Source organism: Vibrio sinus, assembly GCF_023634645.1.
Classification (GTDB): domain Bacteria; phylum Pseudomonadota; class Gammaproteobacteria; order Enterobacterales; family Vibrionaceae; genus Vibrio; species Vibrio sinus.
On sequence record NZ_JAMKMR010000015.1, the window covers coordinates 1 to 22,035 of the forward strand.

Here is a 22,035-nt window from a genome sequence, read left to right on the forward strand (position 1 = left end):
ACTAATTCATAGTGGCCCTAGGGATTACGAGGTTAGTGAGACTGCTCTTTCAATTGAAGCTCTAATTGTTCGATCACTTCGGGAGCCAAGTTTAATTGGTTGGCGAGCTCTTTAAGATACGCTTTCTCCATAAAGTTTTGTTCATCGACCACAATTAACGAGGCAAGGTAGATCTCGGAGGCTTGTTCAGGAGAAGCCGCTAGCTTTGCGATTTCTGCTGGGTCTAATGGCTTATTGAGCTCATCCTTTACCAAGGCTCTGACATGTTCGTCAGCGCCGATGCCTTGTAATGTCTCTTCAATGCTTGCCATTTCTTGATCGTCTACATGGCCGTCGGCTTTGGCCGCCGCGATCATGGATTTGATGATCAGGACGTTATGAATGTCGTCATTGGCATCGAAATGCTCGGGAGCGGCGAGTTGCTCTGAAGGAGATTGGCTTGCGGTTGAATCAGAAGGCTGTTTGTTTTGATAGTCACGATAGACCTTATACGCTAGTGCGCCTAGGGCCGCGGCTCCACCAACTTTCAATGCACTTTTGCCCATTTTTTGGGTTTTCTTGGAGCCCATCAGCAGGCCAATGATACCGCCACCGAGTGCGCCAGCCCCTAAGGTTTTCAGGGTGTCTGGGTTATTTTTCAAATTGGCGGATTGGGTTTTTATTTGCTCTTGACCCTGACGAACGATATCGGAGTTTAAAGCTTGATTAAGAAGACTCTTTAGATTCATAAACTACCTCCTGTTATGTTAAAGGCAGTGTAGCAAAGGCGAAATGAACGGAAAATTAACACTTGGTATAAATTGATAGAGTATAAAAGTGGTTATAAAAAGGACAATTGGGTGTTTTAATGATCACGGTTGCAAGTTTTTCTTTTCCTCATGAAGCGTATATTGCTAAAGCAAGTCTAGAGGCAGCAGGGATCGACAGTTTTATTGCTGATGAGCATACTATTAACATGCAATGGCTGTATTCAAATGCTATGGGTGGAGTGCGGTTACTCGTTAGAGAAAGCGATGTAGATAGTGCTCTTACACTGCTTAATACGGATTTTTCTGACAGTGTGGTTTATCAAGAGGATGAATTAGGAATTGATCACTGTCCGAACTGCGGCAGCGAAAAGCTTGAGCCGTTTACTCAGGGCAAAAAACCAGCGTTTATCGTTTTTATACTGTTAGGTTTTCCACTTTTCTTTTATAGACATGGGTATCTTTGCAAGCGGTGCGGCGAGTTTACTGAAAAGGTGAAATGAAAAAGCTGCCCACTTAGGGGCAGCTTTTAGAGTGTTGCACGGATTCGATTACGCTAGCTTTAGCTGGGTCTTGACATATTCGACAACATCGGTCATTGCAATGGCTGATTTTTCGCCGCTGCGACGGTTTTTATACTCAAAGTTACCTTCTTTCATACTGCGGTCACCGATAACAATAGTATGAGGCACGCCGATAAGTTCCATATCTGAGAACATAACACCTGGGCGCTCTTTACGATCGTCAAATAAGACTTCGATACCCAGCTCAGAAAGTTCGTTATACAGCTTTTCTGCCGCTTGCTTCACTTCCTCTGACTTGTGCATGTTCATTGGTACGATAGCCACTTGGAAAGGTGCAATCGCATCTGGCCAGATGATGCCGTACTTATCGTGGTTTTGTTCGATTGCTGATGCAACAACACGAGTGATACCAATGCCGTAGCAGCCCATTTCTAGAGTGACATTCTTACCATCAGGGCCAAGTACGCCACAGTTCATCTTTTCTGAGTAGATGGTACCTAATTGGAAAATATGGCCCACTTCGATACCGCGTTTTAGCAAGATGGTACCTTGACCACAAGGGCTCGGGTCGCCCTCGACTACGCTACGCAGATCTTCAACTTGGCCTAGCTCGACATCACGGCCCCAGTTGATGCCAAAGTAGTGCTTGTCATCCACGTTAGCACCTGCGCCAAAGTCGCTCATCACAGCGACGCTGCGATCAACGATAAATGGCATTTTAAGATCGACCGGTCCTAGTGAACCTGGTCCAGCTCCAATGATTGAGCGTATTTCTTCTTCTGTCGCCATTTCTAAAGGCGCAGCGACTTCTTTTAGATTTTCGGCTTTGACTTCATTGAGCTCGTGGTCGCCACGAACGATGAGCCCGATAAGCGGCGCGTCCACCTCTTCTGAAGCTTTGACAAACAGCGTTTTTACCGTTTTCTCAATAGGCAGGCCAAATTGTTCAACAAGCTCGGCAATGGTTTTTGCATTTGGCGTGTCGACCAACGTCATGTCTTGCGTTGGTGCTGGTTTTTCAGCCGCTGGCGCTAATGCTTCTGCTTTTTCGATGTTGGCGGCGTAGTCAGATTCTGAAGAGAAAGCAATAAGGTCTTCGCCACTTTCAGCCAGTACATGGAACTCTTTAGATCCACTGCCACCAATCGCACCTGAATCTGCTAACACTGGGCGATAATCAAGGCCCATGCGGTCAAAGGCTCTACAATAGGCATCGTGCATGTCATCAAAAGATTGCTGCAAGCCTTGTTTATCGATATCAAAGCTATACGCATCCATCATTGAGAACTCACGGGAGCGCATGACACCAAAACGCGGACGAACTTCATCGCGGAATTTGGTTTGGATTTGGTATAGGTTCAACGGAAGCTGTTTGTAAGAGTTCACTTCGTTTCGTACAAGGCTGGTGATCACTTCTTCAGCGGTTGGGCTCAGAACAAACGGATTGGTATGGCGATCAGTAAAGCGAAGTAGCTCAGCGCCCATCTTTTCAGATCGACCTGTCTCTTCCCATAGTTCAAACGGTTGAACAACGGGCATCAAGGTCTCAACTGCACCAGCATTGTCGATTTCTTGACGAACGATGTTTTCGATTTTACGCAGTACACGCAGACCAGTAGGTAGCCAAGTATATAAACCTGAAGCCAGCTTACGGATCATACCTGCACGTAGCATGAGTTGATGGCTAACAACTACGGCGTCGTTTGGAGTCTCCTTCAAAGTAGAAAGAAGGTATTTACTGGTACGCATTTAGGGTATCCGTTCATTTAGGAGTTAAAGGACATTCCCATCATGGGAATAGAGTAAGCGAACAATAATATCAGCCATTCGTCTTTGTCAAAAGGGGTCAATCGCGTTAACGGTAATCAAATTTCCATCAACGCTAAATCTGACGTTTAAATCGAACAAATAAACTGCATATTCTTTGCTGTCGACTTTGCCTTTTTTATAGGCTGGTCGAGGATCTTGTGCCAAGACTTGTTCAATAACGTGTTTCTCGTGTTGCCCATTGGGGCGAAGGTCAAGCAGGGCGGTGGCAGATATAGAAAAGTGGACCAAGAGTAGAGTAGGCTTGTCTTGGGCGTATCCGCCTTTGGCATCTGGTATCGCGTCAGAATAGGGCAGGTACGGCTTGATGTCGATAATAGGTGTACCGTCAACTAAATCCACGCTGCCAAGCTCTAGGTAATGCTGGCTACCGGAGTGTGATGTGCCGTTAAGCTCAACCGCGGACATGCCAATACCGTTTGGGCGAAATGTTGCACGTGAAGCCAATACACCGATTCTTTCGTTACCGCCTAATCGTGGTGGGCGAACGGTTGGCTTCCATCCTGCATCTAAATTTTTATCGAACAAAAATAGCAGCCATAGATGGCTAAATTGTTCTATGCCACGAATGGACTCTGGGCAGTTTGCTTCCCCTGTTAGCTTGATACGAGCGCGTGCGCTGGTCACCAATCGAGGCTGTCTTGGAACGGAGAATTTTTCTTTGTACGGGCTTTCAATAAAACCAATAGGAGAGATGGTGTGCATGCGCTATCGTTTTGCCAAAATGCGGTCGAGATGATTGGCAAACTCACGGCGCTCGGTTTGAGATAACGCGCCTGGCCCACCAGTTTGAATGCCACTAGAGCGCATGGTGTCCATAAAATCGCGAATATTGAGTCGAGCTTTAATGGTTTCTTTAGTATACAGCTCACCGCGTGGGCTTAACGCTGTAGCACCTTTGCTGATCACTTCATCGGCCAATGGGATATCGGATGTGATAATTAAGTCGCCAGCTTGAGTACGTTTAACAATTTCATTGTCTGCAATATCGAAACCACTTGGCACTTGGATAGAGTGGATATTGGCACGTTTGGGTACAGGGACGTTATGGTTGGCGATAAAGGTACATTCAATGCCAGTGCGCTCTGCAGCGCGAACGATGGTTTCACGAATCACCTTGGGGCATGCATCAGCATCTACCCATAATTTCATCATACTATTTCTCTTTATTGATAAGCGTTTCTAGTTGGGCTTCCAACTCAGCGATTCGCTGTGTCAATGACAGGACTTGCTGTTCGAGCATGGACATTTTATCGAGCGTTTCGTTTGCTGCAACTTCTACTTTTGGTACGCGCTGGCTACTTTGCCAAGTTTTGATGGTGGCGATAATCGCTGGCATGGGAATCGGGGTAGTCAGTCGAGTTTTTACTAGTGCCACAGTGGGTTTCTTTCCTTGGTTTACCAAAGATTCAATGATGGACTCTAGTTCATTTGAGACATCTTTTGTAAGCATGGTGCGATCCTTTGACAGGTTGAGGCGAGGCCCAAGTCGTCATCATTATTTCATGATTGGATTGTAAGAGATAACGGATGGCGTGTGTAGGAGTTATCGTGTTATTCGCTATGCGAAAAGCCGACGGTATTTGTTAAGCTACTGATATAAGGAAGCTTGAATGAAAATTTATTGTAAACATCAAATAAAGTGTGATTTTGTGCGATTGCTTGCGCGTAAAAATTAGGTACATTTTAACGGTTGATTCTAGATGGAGTTGGGATAACGAATCGAACAAGCTATGGGACACCGCTTAGGATCGGCGATGAGGGTCAGCAGGAGTCGCTGATCATAAGGAGCAAAGGACACCGCTAGGATGGCGAGACGCATTTGGTTAAGGGATTCAATGTTACTGAATGATAAGGACGTGACTTTGGTAACAGGTGACATCATTAATGCGATTGCCCCAGCGTAAAGGCTGGGGCTTTCTGTTTAATTACTGATAGGTTTAACTATATACATGGTTTGCAGTATGCATTTGATATTAAGCCAAAAAATTTCTTTTCTGATGAACTATTTACGCTAGCTAGTGGTCTGAATATAGAGCAAATATTGAGGGAGACAATATGGCTATAGTGACGAACAGGACGTTGATCATACCCTACAGCGAATCTCTGCAATCTGAATTTTTACTTCTCAACTGTTGCTCGACCAATCGAGCAGAAATGAACGGTCCGCATACCCTTGCATCGGCCAAAGCACTGTTTCGAGAAATGCTGCACAACACCAATATATACAGTATGGCAGTACTTGATAATAGGTCTCGCGAGTATATGGGGCACATCTTCGTCAGCAACTTAGACGCTCGCCCTGAACTTGGCTTTATATTTGATAGTGCTTACTGGGGGAAAGGTATTGCAACGGAGTCATTGAGTGCGTTCTTTCCTCGAGTTTGTGAAGAAAAACAATTATCTAATGTCGTTGCAACAGCAAATGTCGACCACTACGCGTCGATAGCGGTGCTGAACAATTTAGGCTTTAAGCGCACGGGACAGCGCTTTGATAAATATGGGCCGTACTATGAATACGAATTTACACGCGATGTGGTGGTAGATGAAATTTCAATGGCCTAAAGCCTTTCATGACTAGCTGACCTTGGTAGCAGTCATCGCCAAGGGAAGAAAATTCAAATTGATAGATAGTGCGCCAACGCCATAGCCCTTGTTCGTCTTTTAGGCTATGGCGGCCCAACGCGACACTGACCAGTTGTAACTCCAATTGCTTACACTTGTTGGAAATAGCCAATTTGGCTATTTCTGCTTGTTTGCGCTGCTGCCAAAACAAAAAGCAAATCAAGAATAAGATGAAAAAAACGATCAGATTATCGAGCATATATCGAGCCTAGTGATTCTTAGTTGCTTGCTGCATTTTGGTTAACGCATTGGCGAGTTCTTCTGTTGGCGACGAATGCAGTAGAGGCAGCAAAATGACCCTCAGTTCGGGAAGCATGACGAGATCAGCAAATAGCTGGTTAAACAAGGCTTGGTTGTTGGTCTCGGCGAGTCTAATGAGAAACTGCTCTGCTAAATTTGAGTCTGCAAGGTTGCGCCAGCAACGGCCTGCGATGGCGATCAATACCTCTTGATGACTTAGCATAGGGCTTGCCAGTATCGTTTGTAAAATAGGTGATGAAAACTGGTTATCCGCTCCGGCTAGCGCCCGTGTTAAGGCTGATAATAAAAACAAATCCACATCTTTACTGTCTATTTGCTCACGCGCCATATCCGACAGAGGTTCAGCCAACCGGTCAGGAAGATCGCAATGTTCCAAAACGCCTAGCAACGCATAGAGTGGCTCATTGGGCAGTTGTTTTAATGCTCTTACAAGATTCGCGCTATTTTGTTGATGGGGCAGCCTAGTACAGATGTCTGTGATCCCTTGCAATCCCACTGTTTGCCAGTTTTGCCACCCAAGCTCGCCGGAGAAGTATTGCTGAGCATGGTCATAGTAGTGACTATGCGCGAGTTCTAAGCTTGCACGTATTTTACTATGATAAACCGCCATTTTGTCTTCAACAGGCTTGAAGGTATAGGGATTGTTGGCCAGTTTTTCTTGCTGCTCGTCCGACATATCTTGACTCAAATGGGTGCCCATCGCCTCGACCACATATTTGATAAAATTGCCTATATCAGAGAGCTTGAGCAGGCCTCTTTCGTCAAGCTCAAATTTTAAAAACCAAATCCACGGCTGACGAGTTTCATTCCAGTAAGCGATAGCAAGTTGTGCGGTACGCATTACTGGGTAGGGGTAAGCCTGTTGACCAAGCTCAATACGGTTAAAATCGCTATGACTAATGGGCTGAACTCGACGTCCAAGGTCATAAATTAAATATTGGCAACCGCTATTTTTGAGAAGATCTGTAAGAGTGTGGATGTTGTTCATTCGTAAACGTAGTTTAAGATTCTTGGAAACATAGATGGTATCATTTGGCCTAATTTCAAGGAAACAATTAATTCAGATGACACAACATGAAAAGCTCAGCGAGTTGCTGACGAGGCTGGAACTTGAGCTCAACGCCGCTCAGCTATGGCAGGAGCGCGCTCCCACGATGGATAAGCTGGCCAGCCAGCAACCTTTTGCCATCGATACGTTAGACGCTCATGAGTGGCTGCAATGGATATTTATCCCCAAAATGCGCGAGTTGCTGAAAAATGAACAGACATTACCCAGTGGCATGGCCATCTCACCCTACTTTGAACAAGTTTGGCTAGATAAACCGCATCTAAATCTGGTCATCAGTATATTGCAAGATATCGATAGAGGCAGTGCATCATGTTAGAGATTATCTACCAAGATGAGTATCTGGTTGCGGTGAACAAGCCAGCGGGCATGCTGGTACACCGAAGCTGGTTAGATAAACATGAAACGGTGTTTGTCATGCAAACCCTGCGCGATCAAATTGGCCAACATGTTTTTCCTCTGCACCGGTTAGATAGGCCAACCTCGGGCGTATTGGTATTTGCTTTGTCTTCAGAAGTCGCAGCGCAAGTGATGCCCATGTTTGCCGAGCATGATATGGAGAAAACTTATCACGCTATCGTAAGAGGTTGGATAGAAACTGAAGACGTGCTGGATTATCCGCTGAAAGTAGAATTAGACAAGATTGCCGACAAGTTCGCCAAAGAGGACAAAGAAGCTCAATCTGCCATCACGGCGTATAAGCCGTTGGCTAGCGTTGAACTTCCTTATTCAACAGGCAAGTTTGACACGAGTCGCTATTGCTTGATGGAACTCAAACCGAAAACGGGACGCAAGCATCAGTTACGCCGACATATGCACCACTTGAGCCACCCGATTATTGGTGACACGACCCATGGCGATGGTAAGCATAATCGACTGTTTCGCGACAAGTTCAATGCACATCGCTTAATGTTGCATGCCTCACGCCTTGAATTTATTCATCCAATCACGCAAGAAAAGCTGGTGTTACAAGCTGGTTTTGATGATGTCTGGCAGCGTTTGGCTGGTGAGTTTGCTTGGAAGCTAGGATGAAAAACTAGCCCTATACTTGCACAGCGAGTGTAGGGCTAGATGTTTTTATTTAGAAAGGTAGGCGTGAATGGCGGCTTCAATACCTGAAGCATCCAAGCCAAGTTCCTCGTGTAGCTCTGGTTGTGTCCCTTGATGGATGAAGCTATCTGGCAAGCCTAAGTTAAGTACAGGCTTAAGCAGTTTTTCACTCATCAGGTATTCATTTACCGCAGCGCCTGCACCGCCTGCAATGGCATTTTCTTCTATGGTGACGATGACATCGTGAGAAGAGGCTAGCTCTTTGATAAGTTCGGCATCGAGAGGTTTTACAAAGCGCATGTCAGCAACCGTTGCATCAAGGGCTTCGGCAGCTTCAAGAGCATTGGCCAGGAAAGTACCAAAACTTAATATGGCGACTTTTTTACCTTCTGCTGCTTGTTTGCTTTGACGGACGATACGTCCTTTGCCGATCTCGAGGCGAGTAAAGGCTTGTTCAACCTCTGCTCCCGTACCGCTGCCACGAGGATAGCGAACTGCACATGGGCCATCGTGCTGGTGGCCGGTGTAGAGCATTTGTCGGCACTCATTTTCATCACTTGGTGCCATGATGACCATATTTGGGATGCAGCGTAAAAAGCTAAGATCAAATGCACCTTGGTGCGTTTGACCATCCGCACCAACAAGGCCTGCTCTGTCGATGGCAAACATGACAGGTAAATCCATGATGGCCACATCATGAATCAATTGATCGTACCCGCGCTGTAAGAAGGTCGAATAAATGGCGACAATCGGCTTGTTACCCGCAATAGCCATACCTGTCGCCAGTGTTACAGCGTGTTGTTCGGCAATGGCTACATCAAAGTACTGCTCTGGGAACTCTTTTGAGAAGCGTACCATACCTGAGCCTTCACGCATGGCCGGAGTAATGGCCATAAGCTTAGGATCTTGCGCAGCCATATCACACAGGAAATCGCCAAATATGTTGGAGAAGGTCGGGCTAGCGCCTTTGCTTTTTGGTAGTTTCGAATCACTAGGGTCGAACTTAGGTACCGCATGGTAGCCAATTGGGTCTTTTTCTGCAGGCTCATGACCTTTACCTTTTTTGGTCATGATGTGCAAAAATTGAGGACCTTTTAGTTCACGCATATTTTTTAACGTTTTGCTTAGCTCGATAACGTCATGTCCATCGACCGGGCCAATATAATTGAACCCAAGCTCTTCAAATAAGGTACCTGGAACCACCATGCCTTTTAAATGCTCTTCGGTGCGACGCACTAGCTCTTTAACGGATGGCATATTAGACAGCACTTTTTTGCCGCCTTCTCGTATCGAGGTATAAAAACTGCCAGATAACGCTTGAGCGAGGTGGTTATTTAAAGCGCCAACATTTTCCGAAATAGACATTTCGTTGTCATTTAAAATGACCAGCATATCCGGGTGAACATCACCGGCGTGGTTCATGGCCTCGAATGCCATGCCTGCGGTGATAGCACCGTCACCGATGACGCTGACCACTTTACGATTTTTGCCTTCTTTAATCGCACTGATGGCCATGCCTAGCGCGGCACTGATTGATGTGGATGAGTGACCAACGGACAAGGTATCGTATTCACTTTCTTCACGCCAAGGAAAGGGGTGCAGGCCATCTTTCTTACGTATGGTCGGCATCTGGTCGCGCCGACCCGTTAGAATTTTGTGTGGGTACGCTTGGTGGCCTACATCCCAGATAAGTTGATCAAAGGGCGTGTTGTAGACGTAGTGCAAGGCGACCGTGAGCTCGACGGTACCGAGCCCTGATGCTAGGTGGCCACTAGATTGGCTCACCGAATTTAATAAATATGTCCGTAGCTCTTCACATAGCTTTGGTAGCGTTTCCTTGGGTAGGCTACGTAACTCTTCAGGTATGCTTGCAAGAGCAAGTGTAGGATACTTTGATATATCAAGTGTCATATTCTATTGCGCGTTTTTTATGTTAGTGCTTGCGCTCGATGACATATCGGGCAAACTGTTCCAGCAATTCAGTATTGTATGGTATTGCTTCCAATGCTTGAAGCGCCTCGTTCAGCAAAGACTGAGCTTTTGCTATCGCGCCCTCTAAACCTAGTAAAGCAGGGTAGGTGCTTTTACAAAGCTCTTCATCTGAACCCTGAGGCTTGCCTAGAGTTTCAGTATCACTCGTGATGTCTAGGATATCATCTTGTACTTGGAACGCTAGGCCAACCGCTTCAGCGTATGTTTCAAGTTGAGGCAGCACCTCGATTCCTTTCTGCCCTGAGGCATAAGCACCAAATTGTATCGCGCATTTGATTAATGCGCCCGTTTTGTTTCTGTGTATGTTTTCTAGTTCGCGTAAACTTATGTTTTTGTTTTCGTAGGCGAGATCTAACGTCTGTCCAATACACATGCCTTGTGCGCCAGAGGCTTTGGCGAGGCTCTGAACCATGTTGATTCGTTGGGCTTCGGCATATTCTGCGAGTTTACCTTCTGACAAAATAGTGAAGGCCAATGTTTGCAGAGCGTCGCCCGTTAAAATGGCGGTAGCTTCGTCAAACTTTTTGTGACAAGTTGGGTTGCCGCGGCGTAAGTCGTCATTATCCATGGCCGGAAGATCGTCATGGATTAACGAATAAGCATGAATACATTCAATCGCGGATGCTGGTGTATCAAGGTGCTCGACACTGACCCCTAGCATCTGCCCTGTGACGTAAACCAAAAAAGGGCGTACTCGCTTGCCACCGAGTAGCAAACCGTAGCGCATGGCTTCAATCAGGCGTTGTTCTTGAAACGGTAGGCCGTTAAGCCAGTGGTTTAACTGATCGTTGTTTCTTTGTTGGAAAGAGGAGAGAGCCTCATACATAGGAATGCTTCTTTATTTTAGTTTTTACTCAGGGGTAAATTCACTGAGAGGGGTGTTGTCGTCGTTTTCTAGCAAGATGCTGACTCGCTGCTCAGCGGCAGATAGCTTCTTCTGGCTAGCGCGAGCAAGAGCGATACCCCTTTCGAACTTTTTCAGAGCGTCGTCAAGTCCGAGATCGCCATTTTCTAGCTGATTGACCAAAGTGTCCAATTCTTCGATGGACTCTTCAAACGACATATTTTCAGGTTTCTTACTCGCCATAATATATAGAGATTGTTGAAGGTGATGGAAACTTACCTTAGCCAGTTAGGTTGGTCAAATTTAACGAGGAAATTTCTCGAAAAATAACGGCTAGCTGCCCTTAAGCAAATTTTATTGCTGGTATGTTACTGCTTAGGGGGACGCGCGTATATACAGTGCATGATGAGAGCACTTGGGTATATATAGGTACAGAATATGCATTTTAACGAGAGCCCCAGCACAATAGTGTGAAGGGAGTATCAAATAAAATCGTTAAAGATCTTATTATCTTGCCGATAATTAAACTATCTCCGTTAACGCTGTTCTTTTGAAATTGTATATAAGCGAGATGGGTTAGATAGTGATGGCAGGGATCGTGTAAGCCTTAGCAAAAGGAGTGCTTTGTGGATTTAGCAACACTGGTAGGATTGATTGGGGGCCTTGCCTTCGTTGTGATGGCCATGGTTCTTGGTGGCAGCATCATGATGTTTGTTGACGTCACTTCTATTCTCATCGTTGTGGGTGGTACAACGTTTGTTGTATTGATGAAATTTACAATTGGACAGTTTTTTGCCGCATTCAAGATTGCAGGCAAGGCGTTCATGTTTAAAGCTGAAGAGCCTGAAGATCTTATTGCAAAAGTCGTAGAAATGGCGGATGCAGCACGTAAAGGTGGTTTTCTTGCCCTCGAAGAAATGGAAATCACCAATAGCTTTATGCAAAAGGGCATTGATTTGCTCGTTGACGGCCACGATGCCGATGTGGTGCGCGCGGCACTGCAAAAAGATATCGCCTTAACAGACGAACGACATGAGTTTGGTACTTCGGTGTTCCGCGGCTTTGGCGATGTGGCTCCTGCAATGGGGATGATCGGAACGCTAGTTGGCTTGGTGGCGATGTTGTCAAACATGGATGACCCTAAATCCATCGGTCCCGCGATGGCGGTTGCACTTCTTACAACCCTGTATGGTGCTATTCTTTCTAATATGATCTTCTTTCCGATAGCCGACAAATTATCATTGCGTCGTGAGCAGGAAACATTAAACCGCCGTCTAATTATGGATGGTGTGTTAGCTATTCAAGATGGACAAAACCCACGTGTGATCGATAGCTATCTGAAAAATTACCTCAATGAAGGTAAACGTGGTATTGATGTGGACAATGAGTAGGGCAGACTATGGCGGATGAAGAGAAACCCTGTAAATGCCCCCCTCCCGGGCTCCCCGCATGGATGGGAACCTTTGCCGATCTAATGGCACTGCTCATGTGCTTTTTCGTTCTACTGTTATCATTTTCTGAAATGGACGTTTTGAAGTTTAAGCAGATAGCGGGCTCGATGAAATTTGCTTTCGGTGTGCAAAACCGTCTGGAGGTTAAAGATATCCCCAAAGGCACCAGTATTATCGCGCAAGAGTTTCGACCTGGCCGCCCCGAGCCTACGCCCATTGATGTCATCATGCAGCAAACCATAGACATCACTCAACAAACTCTTGAATTTCAAGAGGGTGAGTCAGATAGGGCAGGTGGTGCTCAGCGAGATCAGGCTAAGCTTCAAGGTGGTAAGTCGTCTGAGTCATCTACCAGTAACAATAAAAACACTGAAACCGACCAGAAGCAAAAACAAGCTGAAGCGATAGCGCAAGAGCAAGAAACGCTGATGGAAAATATCAAGAAAGCGTTGGCGAAAGAGATAGAACAAGGTGCCATAGAGGTGGAGCATCTGGGGCAACAACTGGTGATTCGTATCCGCGAGAAAGGGGCGTTTCCAGAAGGTTCCGCGTTTTTGCAACCCAAGTTCCGCCCCTTGGTTCGACAGATTGCAGACCTTGTCAAAGACATTCCGGGGATAATCAGTATCTCTGGCCATACTGACAATGTGGTGGTGGACTCTGAACTATATCGTTCCAATTGGGATCTATCTTCCCAACGTGCGGTGTCTGTCGCGCAGGAAATGGAAAAAGTGCGTGGCTTCCCGCACGATAGAATGGAAGTGATAGGCTTGGCTGATACCAAACCGCTTGGCCCTAACGATACCGATGCAGAAAGGGCGAGAAACCGCCGAGTAGAAATCAATATCATGCAGGGTAAACCCACCTATAGTAACGAAGTGCCCTCTCTACCTCAGAACAACCAATAACTATATCGCTCGTCTTGTGACTTGGGTAACAAGCCTGACTTGTGTATAATTTCGCGCCTTAAGTATCTTTGACGTTGCTTTGTGCCTCAAGCTGTGTGGTTTGGGGACATTCATTGCGAACCAACTTGCGAATAAAACTATGAAATTTATTGTAAAACCCCACCCAGAGATTTTTGTAAAAAGTGAATCGGTCCGTAAACGCTTCACAAGAATTTTGGAATGTAATATTCGTAATGTGATTCAGCAGCGAACTGAGTCAGTGGCGGTATTTAATCGTCGTGACCATATTGAAGTGACCGCTCAAAGTGATGAGTATTACCAAGAAACGCTACAAGTGTTAACCCAGACACCTGGCATTCATCATTCATTAGAAGTACAACAGTCTGAATTTGAAGATATGCACGATATCTACGAGCAGGTGTTGGAATTAAACCGCAGCAAAATTGAAGGGAAAACCTTCGTGGTTCGGGCCAAACGTCGCGGTAAGCATGATTTTACTTCTATCGAGCTAGAGCGATACGTGGGTGGTGGTTTAAACCAAGCGGTTGACAGTGCTAGGGTTAAACTGCAATACCCAGACGTGACCGTCAACATTGAGATAGCGAGTGACAAGCTAAACCAAATCATCGCGAGACACAAAGGCTTGGGCGGTTTCCCACTTGGTACTCAAGAAGATGTGCTGAGCTTAATTTCTGGTGGGTTTGATTCTGGCGTTTCAAGTTATTTGCACATTAAGCGCGGCTCTAAAGTGCATTACTGTTTCTTTAATCTCGGTGGTCCTGCGCATGAGATTGGCGTAAAGCAAGTCGCTCACTATCTATGGAAAAAGTACGGCTCGTCTGCAAAAGTAAAATTCATCTCGGTGGATTTTGAGCCAGTGGTGGCGGAAATTCTCGAGAAAGTCGACGACGGCCAAATGGGCGTGATTCTTAAGCGTATGTTTATGCGCGCCGCAGGCATGCTTGCAGAAAAACATGGCATTCAGGCGCTGGTGACGGGTGAGGCACTTGGTCAGGTTTCAAGTCAGACGCTTACCAATCTTCGCCATATAGATGGCGTCACAGATACATTGATTTTACGCCCTCTTATCAACTGGGATAAAGAAGACATTATCGATCTTGCGCGTGAGATCGGAACGGAAGATTTCGCGAAAACCATGCCAGAATATTGCGGTGTGATTTCGAAAAGCCCTACGGTAAAAGCGGTAAAAGAGAAATTAGAAGCCGAAGAAGCGAAGTTTGATTTCTCTATTTTAGAAAAAGTGGTGTATGACTCACGTAAAATGGATATTCGCGATATTGAAAAAGAAAGCCAGCAAGCCGCACCAGAAGTGGAGTTGGTCGAAGCGGTTGAAGAGCATGCAGTTGTGTTGGATATTCGAAGCCCTGATGAAGAGGATGAAAATCCGCTCGTCATCGACGGTGTGGATGTACAGCATATTCCGTTCTACAAACTGGCCACTAAGTTTGGCGATCTTGATCAGTCTAAGAGCTATCTTCTGTACTGCGATCGTGGCGTGATGAGCCGTTTGCAAGCGCTGTATTTGCAAGAGCAAGGCTTTAGCAATGTTAAGGTGTATCGACCTTAGTGATTCGTACTGAAATAATTTGAGTATAAAATTAGCGGAGCTTTATAGCTTCGCTTTTTTATGTTTGTATGGCAGATAAAAAAACACCGCCTAGAAGGCGGTGCGAAAAAATTTGACAGACTGGTCAAAAATAAATACAGGAAGTATGTGTTTTATTTCTGAGGATGACAGAAACAAAACGATGGTAGAAAACTACCTAACTCGAAATATCGAGTTGCAAACACAACATCGCAACCACTAGCTAATTGATTCCGGGAAGAACCAAGCCGTTCAAGCCAGCGTTGCGGGGTGAAATATAGAATTTCTCTGGCCGCTAGGCAATGGACAATTTATAATGTTTCGGATAAAAAAAACTAATGACTAAATAGAGTGCTTAAATGTCCAGACGATTACCCCCTCTAAATTCGCTTAAAGCCTTCGAGGCAGCGGCGAGACATCTCAGTTTTACACGGGCAGCTGACGAGTTATTTGTTACCCAAGCTGCTGTTAGTCATCAAATAAAAGCCTTAGAAGAATTTCTCGGTTTGAAGCTTTTTCGGCGACGAAATCGCGCGCTTCTACTGACCGAAGAAGGACAAAGCTATTTTTTGGATATAAAAGATATTTTCACGATGATGGCCGAAGCTACCGACAAAGTTCTCGAAAGAAGCGAAAAAGGAGCATTGACCATCGCTTTGCCACCGAGTTTCGCCATTCAATGGCTCGTGCCTAGGTTGGCAGATTTCAATGAGCAAGAACCAGATATTGACGTTCGTATCAAAGCGGTCGATTCTCCTGACTCTTCACTGACAGATGATGTTGATGTGGCGATATATTACGGTCGTGGAAATTGGCCGGGATTGAGGGAAGACAAATTGTATCAAGAGTACCTGATCCCTTTGTGCGCGCCTTCCCTGTTATTAGGCAGTAAACCATTAGAAACTCTAAATGATTTAAAACACCACACTTTATTGCATGACACATCGCGTAAGGAGTGGAAGCAGTTTGCGAAACATAATGAACTGGTTGGGGTGAATGTGAACCATGGGCCAATATTTAGTCACTCTACTATGGTGTTACAAGCTGCCGCTCATGGACAAGGTGTTGCTCTAGGAAACAACGTGTTAGCTCAACCAGAGCTTGATGCAGGGCGATTAATTGCACCATTTGATGAAGTATTAATCAGTAAGAATGCGTTTTATGTGGTTTGTCATGAAAAGCAAGCCGACACGGGACGCATTGCTACCTTTAGAGATTGGATGCTAGCCAAAGCCCAAAGCGAACAAGAGGAGTTATTGGATGACTGACGTGATCATCAACGGTAAGCATTCCGATCCGGTATTTATTTTTGCCCATGGCGCTGGGGCGGGAATGGAACACCCTTTTATGTCTGCAGTCGCTAGTGGCCTTGAGCAAAAGGGCATTCAAGTGATTCGCTTTGAATTCCCGTATATGCAAAAGCGTCGCGAAGATGGCAAGAAGCGGCCACCAGATAGAGCGCCTAAATTGTTAGAGCACTTCCAGTCCGTCATTGAACAACATGCTTCGTCTTCGGTTGTGATTGGGGGGAAATCCATGGGTGGTAGAATGGCAAGTTTGCTTGCAGAGCACCACCAAGTTGCCGCTGCCGCGTGTTTGGGCTTTCCCTTTCATCCTCCGGGCAAACCTGAGAACTTTAAAGGTGCGCATCTGGCCAGTATTGAAAAACCTTGCTTAATACTTCAAGGCGAGAGGGATACGTTCGGTAAAAAAGAAGAAGTGGCCGAGTTTTCTTTATCAAAATCAGTAAAAGTCCACTATATACCCGATGGCGATCACAGCTTCAAGCCAAGTAAATCATCAGGCTTCACCGAAGAGCAGAATATCGCTCAAGCTGTGGAGGTGTTGAGTCAGTTTATTTTTGAGGTAGCGAATGCGAGCTAGATGGACATTGGCCATAGCGGGAGTCTATGGTTTGTTAGGTGTAGCACTGGGTGCATTTGCCGCTCATGGCTTAAAAGGTACGTTAACCCCTATGATGCTCGATGTATTCAAAACCGGAGTGCTGTACCAATTTATTCATACCATGGCGATAATTGCTTGCGGCATTTTATTGCAGCTAAATTTGCCTGCTCGGGCGCAAAAACATTTTTTTAATGCGGCCGTTTGTTTTATCATCGGCGTCCTTTGTTTTAGTGGCAGCCTGTATGCGTTGGCCTTAACTGGTATTCACTGGTTTGGACCTATCACGCCTATTGGTGGGCTGTTCTTTATGATTGGCTGGGTATTGTTTATCGTGGCAGCATCAAATATAAAAGAGGGTGAATCTTGAAACACGTCATGCTTTATTGCCGTTCTGGCTTTGAAAAGGAATGTGCAGGGGAAATACAAGATAAGGCTAACCACCTAGAAGTGTATGGATTTCCTCGAGCGAAAAATAACACCGGCTATGTGTTGTTTGAGTGTTATCAGGAGGGGGATGCTGACAGGTTAGTTAAAGACATTGATTTCAGCTCACTGATCTTCGCCCGACAAATGTTTGCCGTTGCTCATGAAGGTCGAGACTTGCCAACTGACGATAGAATCTCGCCTATTTTGCAAGCGTTGTCTGATGTGGAAGAATTACCGCGTTGTGGCGATCTTCGTATCGAAACCCCTGACACTAATGAAGCTAAAGAACTGCTCAAATTTTGTCGTAAGTTTACGGTGCCCATGCGCCAAGCAATGAGAGGAAAAGGGCTCTTATATAAGAACGATAATCCTAGCAAACCTGTTTTGCACATTTGTTTTGTTGCGCCGGGGCATTGCTACGTTGGCTATTCTTACCCAAAGAACAACTCGCCTTTCTTTATGGGCATCCCACGATTAAAGTTCCCAGCCGATGCGCCAAGCCGTTCCACATTAAAATTAGAAGAAGCGTTTCACGTATTTATTCCGAAAGAAGAGTGGGATGTGCGCCTGGCATCGGGCATGTGGGGAGTCGATTTAGGTGCTTGCCCAGGTGGCTGGACATATCAATTAGTGAAGCGCTCCATGTTCGTCCATGCCGTCGATAATGGCATGATGGCCGATGGCTTAATGGAGACGGGGCAAGTGAAACACCATCAAGAAGATGGGTTTAAGTTTGAACCGGCGAAGAAAAATGTCACCTGGCTGATTTGTGATATGGTTGAAAAGCCATCTAGGGTCGCTCAGCTTATGGGAGAATGGCTGATTAAGGGATGGGCAAAAGAAGCGCTGTTCAACCTTAAGTTGCCAATGAAAGGGCGTTATGACGAGGTATTGGAAGATATTGAAAATCTGCGCTATTTTCTCATTGAGCACGGTGTAAAGTTTAAGCTTCAAGCCAAACATCTGTATCATGACCGCGAAGAAGTTACGGTCCATGTTCAGTGCTTATCGAATATATCCCCTAGGTAAGCGTAAGCATCTTATCTTGCCCTTATTCAGCATTGATAAGATGCTACTGCATTGCTTTAGGGTGCTTGAAACCTGAGATCTTGTAAGTTAAATCCCAGTTCAATATCCGTTTTTAACATCGAGATCTGTTTGCAAGTTCTGGCAAGTTCAATGTGCTCGTGCAACTTTTTGCGATACTTACTTGCCAGCGCTTCCGCTTCAAACGCAGATTCAATTGAACCGAATTGGTTTAAAATCTCTTTGGCGGATTTTGGTCCAATTCCGGGCACGCCAGGTACTTGGCTAGAACTAATGCCAGCTAGCCCCCAAAAATCAGCCAACTGGCTTGGCATCACCCCAAATTCTTTTTGTATGAAAGGTTCATCTAGCCAGCGATGTTGGAAATAATCGCGAATTTGCAATGTCGGTGATAGCAATTGGCAGTAACCTTTGTCCGTTGAAATAATAGTGACTTTCTCGTTGTGACTCGCGACTTTGACCGCCAAGGTTGCCACTAAATCGTCCGCTTCGTCGCCTTCAGATAGCAGAGAATCGATGCCAATTTCCCACCAAGCTTGCTGGATATCGTCTAAACCTTTGCGTAACTCTTCTGGCATAGGTTTACGATTCATTTTGTATTCGGGATGCAGCTCGCCTCGCCATCCTCTTTCCCGGTTTTCATGGTCGAACACAGCAATGATATGCGAAGGGTTGGACTCTTGAATGATTTTAGATAGCGTACGAGTCGTCGTCGTCGCGGTCCTGGCAATATCACTGGGATCCGGTTGAGCGGAATGAACTCGGCGAACAAGGTTTAGAGCGTCGATGATAACGAGATGGATGGGCATATTGACATAAAAATAAGGGCCTTAGCCCTTATTGTATAACTAAGTGGCCTCAAGATACTATTTATTAATACTTTCTTCTGTTGCCACTTTGTAGCAAGGGACGTAAGCCGTGCCTCCTGGGAGTTTCATACGATCTTGTACAACAAAATCTTTCAGCAGCCGGTCCATTTTCTTCATCAGCTCGCTGTCTCCATTAATAGTAAAAGGCCCGTTACGTTCAATTTCTTGAATGCCCTCCGCTTTTACGTTACCTGCGACGATTCCGGAAAAGGCTTGGCGCAGCTTAGCAGCCAAGTTTTCAGGGCGCTGATTGAGGTGTAAATCCAAGTCAGCCATACTTTCGTGTGTGGGTTCGAAGGGAAGCTGAAACTCAGGCGCTATTTTTAATGACCAGTTAAAGCAATAAGCATCGCCAGTTTCTTTACGATATTGCCTAACGTCTGGCATTGCCTCACTCATGATTTGCGCAGCTCTAGCTGGATCATCAATGACGATTTGATAGTGTTTCTGTGCTTCTTCGCCTAACGTTTCACCAATAAAGCGATCTATCGATTGGAAATACTCTTTGCTCTCTTTTGGTCCAGTGAGCACGATGGGCAGTGGCATGCCTTGATTTTCAGGGTGCATCATAATGCCAAGAATATATAACAGTTCCTCGGCAGTACCCGCACCTCCGGGGAAGATAATAATACCATGGGCCATTCTGACAAACGCTTCGAGACGTTTTTCAATGTCAGGCATGATGACCAATTCGTTCACTATTGGGTTAGGTGGCTCAGCGGCGATAATGGATGGCTCGGTCAAGCCAAAATAACGTTGATCTGTGTACCTTTGTTGCGCATGACCGATGGCTGCGCCTTTCATAGGGCCTTCCATTGCTCCAGGGCCACATCCGGTACAGATGTTTAACTCGCGCAGTCCTAACTCATGGCCCACTTCGCGGGTGTATTGGTATTCGATATCGTTGATTGAATGTCCGCCCCAGCAAACGACAAGGTTCGGCTCTATGCCGGGAATGAGTGCGCCAGCGTTTCGTAGTATGCCAAAAACGAGGTTGGTGATGTGTGTCGCGTTGGTTAAGTTGAGCCTTTGATTGTCGGCTAAGTGCATATTGACGTAGACAATGTCTCTTAACACCGAGAACAGGTGCTCCTGAATACCCTTTATGATTTGACCGTCTACGAAGGCATGATCCGGCGGGTTACTAAGTTCTAATTTGATACCACGTTCACGACGTACGACATTGACATCAAACGAGCGATGTTTATCGAGCAGTTCCTTAGAGTTGTCTGTATGGCTGCCCGAGTTGAGCACGGCGAGCGTACAGTTTCGGTAGAGTTGATAAAGTTCACTAGATGCGGTTTTTTTAAGGCGCTCAACTTCAAGTTGAGAAAGCAGATCCATACTGCCAGCTGGGCTAATATGAGTGATCATATAGGCCTCCTTTTATTAGAATACTGAATACCCTTTAATCATTATGTAGACATATGTTTTAAGGGGGCATCAGTTAGCTTAGCAAACTCTATATTGTTAGGCATAGCTTGAAACCGTATTTCAAGGTTCAACATGAGAGCCAATCCCCAAACCGCTTTATTCAGGTACTCATAAAGGATGAAATTTTAGCTTTTATAACCATATCAGTTGATTACCACTGCCGACTTTGAGCTGCTTGATACCAAGCTCTAGCCTGCCGAGGACATCATCTGGGGTATCGGAGTCTTTAAAACAGTCACTGAGAGCCGATAGGGTGATACGTATATTTTGATCGCGAAACTTGAAGGGAAGCAAGCTCACTTTCTTTTGTATCTTGGCGATCAGCTTTTTATTGTGTTCATTGTCTTGATGGAGGAACATCAAGATAAATTGGTCGCCAGAAAAGCGAGCTAAGGTCGCCTGCTGATCCGTTTCTTTGGCGATAGTTTTTGCAACAATCCTGAGTGCTTTATCGCCAGCAGAGTTGCCAAACTTTTCATTAATTGCACCGAAGTTATCCGGATCTAAAATCGCTATTCTTAAATGATCTTGGGCTTTTATCCATCGGCTAAAAGCGACCTCTAATTTGTCTGTAAATGCGTTGCGGTTATACAGTTGGGTAAGCGGGTCCAGTAACGCCTTATGTTGTTGGTCTTCATACCGTTTTCGATAATCTTGCGTGGACTCTAACAATGATCCCATCTGGCTATTGTTTAACTTCATCTCTTCTAACATGGCAGCTTCGCGTGTGGTCGCTTCTTCTAACTGTTTGGATAAGTCAGAAATTTGCGCAAGCAAAGGTTCGACGTTTTTTTGCAACTGAGATAGGCTTTTGGCATTAGAAATTTCTGACTGCGTAGAAGAGACTAACCCATTGAGCTCTTTATTAATGCCTTGGCGTTGATGTAGTTCATCCTCAGCTTGATTTGAGGTTTGCTGACTGGTGCTCAGTGCAGTGGTTAAGGCCGTGTTAACTTGTTCTAAAAATTGGAACGATGACTTTCTTTCTGCAACGGTTCCATCAATCACTAACTGTAGGGTTTCTAAAGTGTGCTGAATAACGAGCTCGGAGTCACTATCAAGTTCAATCTTCGCTCTAATGTCAGACAGCCTGTCGCCAATATCGCCACTAAAATCTAGCTTATCAATAACTTGTTGTAATTCACCCGATAGTATCTGATGGAGCTTGGCATGTTCACTTTGATGGGTAGGGCTAGTATGTAAGCTAGGGTTGGTGGTAAGAATTTTGACGGCTTTATCATATAAGGTAACCAGATTGATTGATTGCTCTATATTACGAGCCCCGTCTTTGGCCGCGTAATTGAGAATATCTTGCAGGTCTCGTTTAAGTTTGGGTGGCAGCGAATTCATTCGAAGCAGGGTTTCACCGCACTGAGTTATTTTTTCGTCGAGAAGCGTTGACTTAATATCCATTTGTCGCCTTTGGTACATCCTATCCAAGTTAGCTGTTGGGC

Annotated in this window: 24 protein-coding genes; 11 read left to right on the forward strand and 13 right to left on the reverse strand. The window is 45.5% G+C overall.

What is annotated here, in order from left to right:
• Positions 1-32: 32 nt before the first annotated feature.
• Entirely contained in the window at positions 33-728 is a 696-nt protein-coding gene (locus tag M9194_RS15120) for a tellurite resistance TerB family protein (RefSeq protein WP_250613523.1), read from the reverse strand.
• Positions 729-847: 119 nt separating this feature from the next.
• On the opposite strand from M9194_RS15120, the gene M9194_RS15125 reads away from it, so the two are divergent.
• The gene (locus M9194_RS15125; RefSeq protein WP_250613524.1) at positions 848-1,249 is read left to right on the forward strand and encodes a putative signal transducing protein; all 402 of its coding nucleotides are present in this window, start codon (positions 848-850) and stop codon (positions 1,247-1,249) included.
• Positions 1,250-1,297: 48 nt separating this feature from the next.
• Here the strand turns inward: M9194_RS15125 and M9194_RS15130 are convergent, their stop codons facing one another.
• From M9194_RS15130 to M9194_RS15145, 4 genes are all read right to left on the reverse strand, one after another.
• The gene (locus tag M9194_RS15130) at positions 1,298-3,019 is read right to left on the reverse strand and encodes a proline--tRNA ligase (protein WP_250613525.1); all 1,722 of its coding nucleotides are present in this window, start codon (positions 3,017-3,019) and stop codon (positions 1,298-1,300) included.
• 87 nt (positions 3,020-3,106) lie between these two features.
• Complete coding sequence (tsaA, locus tag M9194_RS15135; protein ID WP_250613526.1) at positions 3,107-3,802, reverse strand: tRNA (N6-threonylcarbamoyladenosine(37)-N6)-methyltransferase TrmO; 696 nt, start codon at positions 3,800-3,802, stop codon at positions 3,107-3,109.
• Between the two features lie 3 nt (positions 3,803-3,805).
• Complete coding sequence (locus tag M9194_RS15140) at positions 3,806-4,249, reverse strand: YaiI/YqxD family protein (protein WP_250613605.1); 444 nt, start codon at positions 4,247-4,249, stop codon at positions 3,806-3,808.
• A 4-nt stretch (positions 4,250-4,253) separates the two neighbouring features.
• Positions 4,254-4,550, reverse strand: a complete 297-nt coding sequence (locus tag M9194_RS15145; protein ID WP_250613527.1) for a hypothetical protein — start codon at positions 4,548-4,550, stop codon at positions 4,254-4,256.
• Between the two features lie 605 nt (positions 4,551-5,155).
• Between M9194_RS15145 and M9194_RS15150 the strand changes: the two genes are divergently transcribed.
• Positions 5,156-5,662, forward strand: a complete 507-nt coding sequence (locus M9194_RS15150) for a GNAT family N-acetyltransferase (RefSeq protein ID WP_250613528.1) — start codon at positions 5,156-5,158, stop codon at positions 5,660-5,662.
• Here M9194_RS15150 and M9194_RS15155 read toward each other — a convergent pair.
• Both M9194_RS15155 and M9194_RS15160 read right to left on the reverse strand, forming a co-directional pair.
• Complete coding sequence (locus M9194_RS15155; protein WP_250613529.1) at positions 5,622-5,921, reverse strand: DUF3301 domain-containing protein; 300 nt, start codon at positions 5,919-5,921, stop codon at positions 5,622-5,624. The genes M9194_RS15150 and M9194_RS15155 overlap by 41 nt on opposite strands.
• A 9-nt stretch (positions 5,922-5,930) precedes the next feature.
• Positions 5,931-6,971 carry a DUF3549 family protein gene (locus M9194_RS15160; protein ID WP_250613530.1) on the reverse strand — a complete coding sequence of 347 codons (1,041 nt, stop codon included), beginning with the start codon at positions 6,969-6,971 and terminating at the stop codon, positions 5,931-5,933.
• Between the two features lie 76 nt (positions 6,972-7,047).
• On the opposite strand from M9194_RS15160, the gene M9194_RS15165 reads away from it, so the two are divergent.
• The gene (locus M9194_RS15165; RefSeq protein ID WP_250613531.1) at positions 7,048-7,368 is read left to right on the forward strand and encodes a YqcC family protein; all 321 of its coding nucleotides are present in this window, start codon (positions 7,048-7,050) and stop codon (positions 7,366-7,368) included.
• The gene (truC, locus tag M9194_RS15170; protein ID WP_250613532.1) at positions 7,362-8,081 is read left to right on the forward strand and encodes a tRNA pseudouridine(65) synthase TruC; all 720 of its coding nucleotides are present in this window, start codon (positions 7,362-7,364) and stop codon (positions 8,079-8,081) included. The genes M9194_RS15165 and truC overlap by 7 nt, the downstream gene beginning before the upstream one ends.
• A gap of 45 nt (positions 8,082-8,126) precedes the next feature.
• Here truC and dxs read toward each other — a convergent pair whose 3' ends face one another.
• Genes dxs through xseB form a run of 3 tightly spaced genes read right to left on the reverse strand, consistent with a single transcriptional unit; the run spans position 8,127 to position 11,178 of the window.
• The gene (dxs, locus tag M9194_RS15175) at positions 8,127-10,010 is read right to left on the reverse strand and encodes a 1-deoxy-D-xylulose-5-phosphate synthase (protein ID WP_250613533.1); all 1,884 of its coding nucleotides are present in this window, start codon (positions 10,008-10,010) and stop codon (positions 8,127-8,129) included.
• 22 nt (positions 10,011-10,032) lie between these two features.
• Positions 10,033-10,917 carry a (2E,6E)-farnesyl diphosphate synthase gene (ispA, locus tag M9194_RS15180; RefSeq protein WP_250613534.1) on the reverse strand — a complete coding sequence of 295 codons (885 nt, stop codon included), beginning with the start codon at positions 10,915-10,917 and terminating at the stop codon, positions 10,033-10,035.
• 24 nt (positions 10,918-10,941) lie between these two features.
• Positions 10,942-11,178: an exodeoxyribonuclease VII small subunit gene (xseB, locus tag M9194_RS15185; RefSeq protein WP_250613535.1), complete on the reverse strand. Its 237-nt coding sequence runs from the start codon at positions 11,176-11,178 to the stop codon at positions 10,942-10,944.
• Between the two features lie 383 nt (positions 11,179-11,561).
• Here xseB and pomA point away from each other — a divergent pair, with 383 nt between their 5' ends.
• From pomA to rlmM, 7 genes are all read left to right on the forward strand, one after another.
• A complete protein-coding gene (gene pomA, locus M9194_RS15190; protein ID WP_250613536.1) occupies positions 11,562-12,326 on the forward strand; it encodes a flagellar motor protein PomA in 765 nt (254 codons plus the stop codon).
• Positions 12,327-12,334: 8 nt separating this feature from the next.
• Positions 12,335-13,294: a flagellar motor protein MotB gene (locus tag M9194_RS15195; protein WP_250613537.1), complete on the forward strand. Its 960-nt coding sequence runs from the start codon at positions 12,335-12,337 to the stop codon at positions 13,292-13,294.
• A 139-nt stretch (positions 13,295-13,433) separates the two neighbouring features.
• Positions 13,434-14,882: a tRNA uracil 4-sulfurtransferase ThiI gene (gene thiI / locus M9194_RS15200; protein ID WP_250613538.1), complete on the forward strand. Its 1,449-nt coding sequence runs from the start codon at positions 13,434-13,436 to the stop codon at positions 14,880-14,882.
• A 377-nt stretch (positions 14,883-15,259) separates the two neighbouring features.
• Positions 15,260-16,168 (forward strand): transcriptional regulator GcvA, encoded by a 909-nt coding sequence (locus M9194_RS15205; protein WP_250613539.1) that lies wholly within the window; start codon positions 15,260-15,262, stop codon positions 16,166-16,168.
• Complete coding sequence (locus M9194_RS15210; protein WP_250613540.1) at positions 16,161-16,784, forward strand: alpha/beta family hydrolase; 624 nt, start codon at positions 16,161-16,163, stop codon at positions 16,782-16,784. Before M9194_RS15205 ends, M9194_RS15210 begins: the two co-directional genes overlap by 8 nt.
• Positions 16,774-17,172, forward strand: coding sequence for a DUF423 domain-containing protein (locus tag M9194_RS15215; protein ID WP_250613541.1), 399 nt, complete (start codon positions 16,774-16,776; stop codon positions 17,170-17,172). Before M9194_RS15210 ends, M9194_RS15215 begins: the two co-directional genes overlap by 11 nt.
• Positions 17,169-18,260 (forward strand): 23S rRNA (cytidine(2498)-2'-O)-methyltransferase RlmM, encoded by a 1,092-nt coding sequence (gene rlmM / locus M9194_RS15220; RefSeq protein ID WP_250613542.1) that lies wholly within the window; start codon positions 17,169-17,171, stop codon positions 18,258-18,260. The genes M9194_RS15215 and rlmM overlap by 4 nt, the downstream gene beginning before the upstream one ends.
• A 56-nt stretch (positions 18,261-18,316) precedes the next feature.
• On the opposite strand, the gene xni is transcribed toward rlmM, so the two are convergent.
• The 3 genes from xni to M9194_RS15235 all read right to left on the reverse strand — a co-directional run bounded on the left by xni (position 18,317) and on the right by M9194_RS15235 (position 22,012).
• On the reverse strand, positions 18,317-19,087 hold the full coding sequence (gene xni / locus M9194_RS15225) for a flap endonuclease Xni (protein WP_250613543.1): 771 nt from the start codon (positions 19,085-19,087) through the stop codon (positions 18,317-18,319).
• 57 nt (positions 19,088-19,144) lie between these two features.
• Positions 19,145-20,521, reverse strand: coding sequence for a nucleotide 5'-monophosphate nucleosidase PpnN (ppnN, locus tag M9194_RS15230; RefSeq protein ID WP_250613544.1), 1,377 nt, complete (start codon positions 20,519-20,521; stop codon positions 19,145-19,147).
• Between the two features lie 192 nt (positions 20,522-20,713).
• Positions 20,714-22,012, reverse strand: a complete 1,299-nt coding sequence (locus M9194_RS15235) for a GGDEF domain-containing protein (RefSeq protein ID WP_348772057.1) — start codon at positions 22,010-22,012, stop codon at positions 20,714-20,716.
• Between the last annotated feature and the right edge of the window lie 23 nt (positions 22,013-22,035).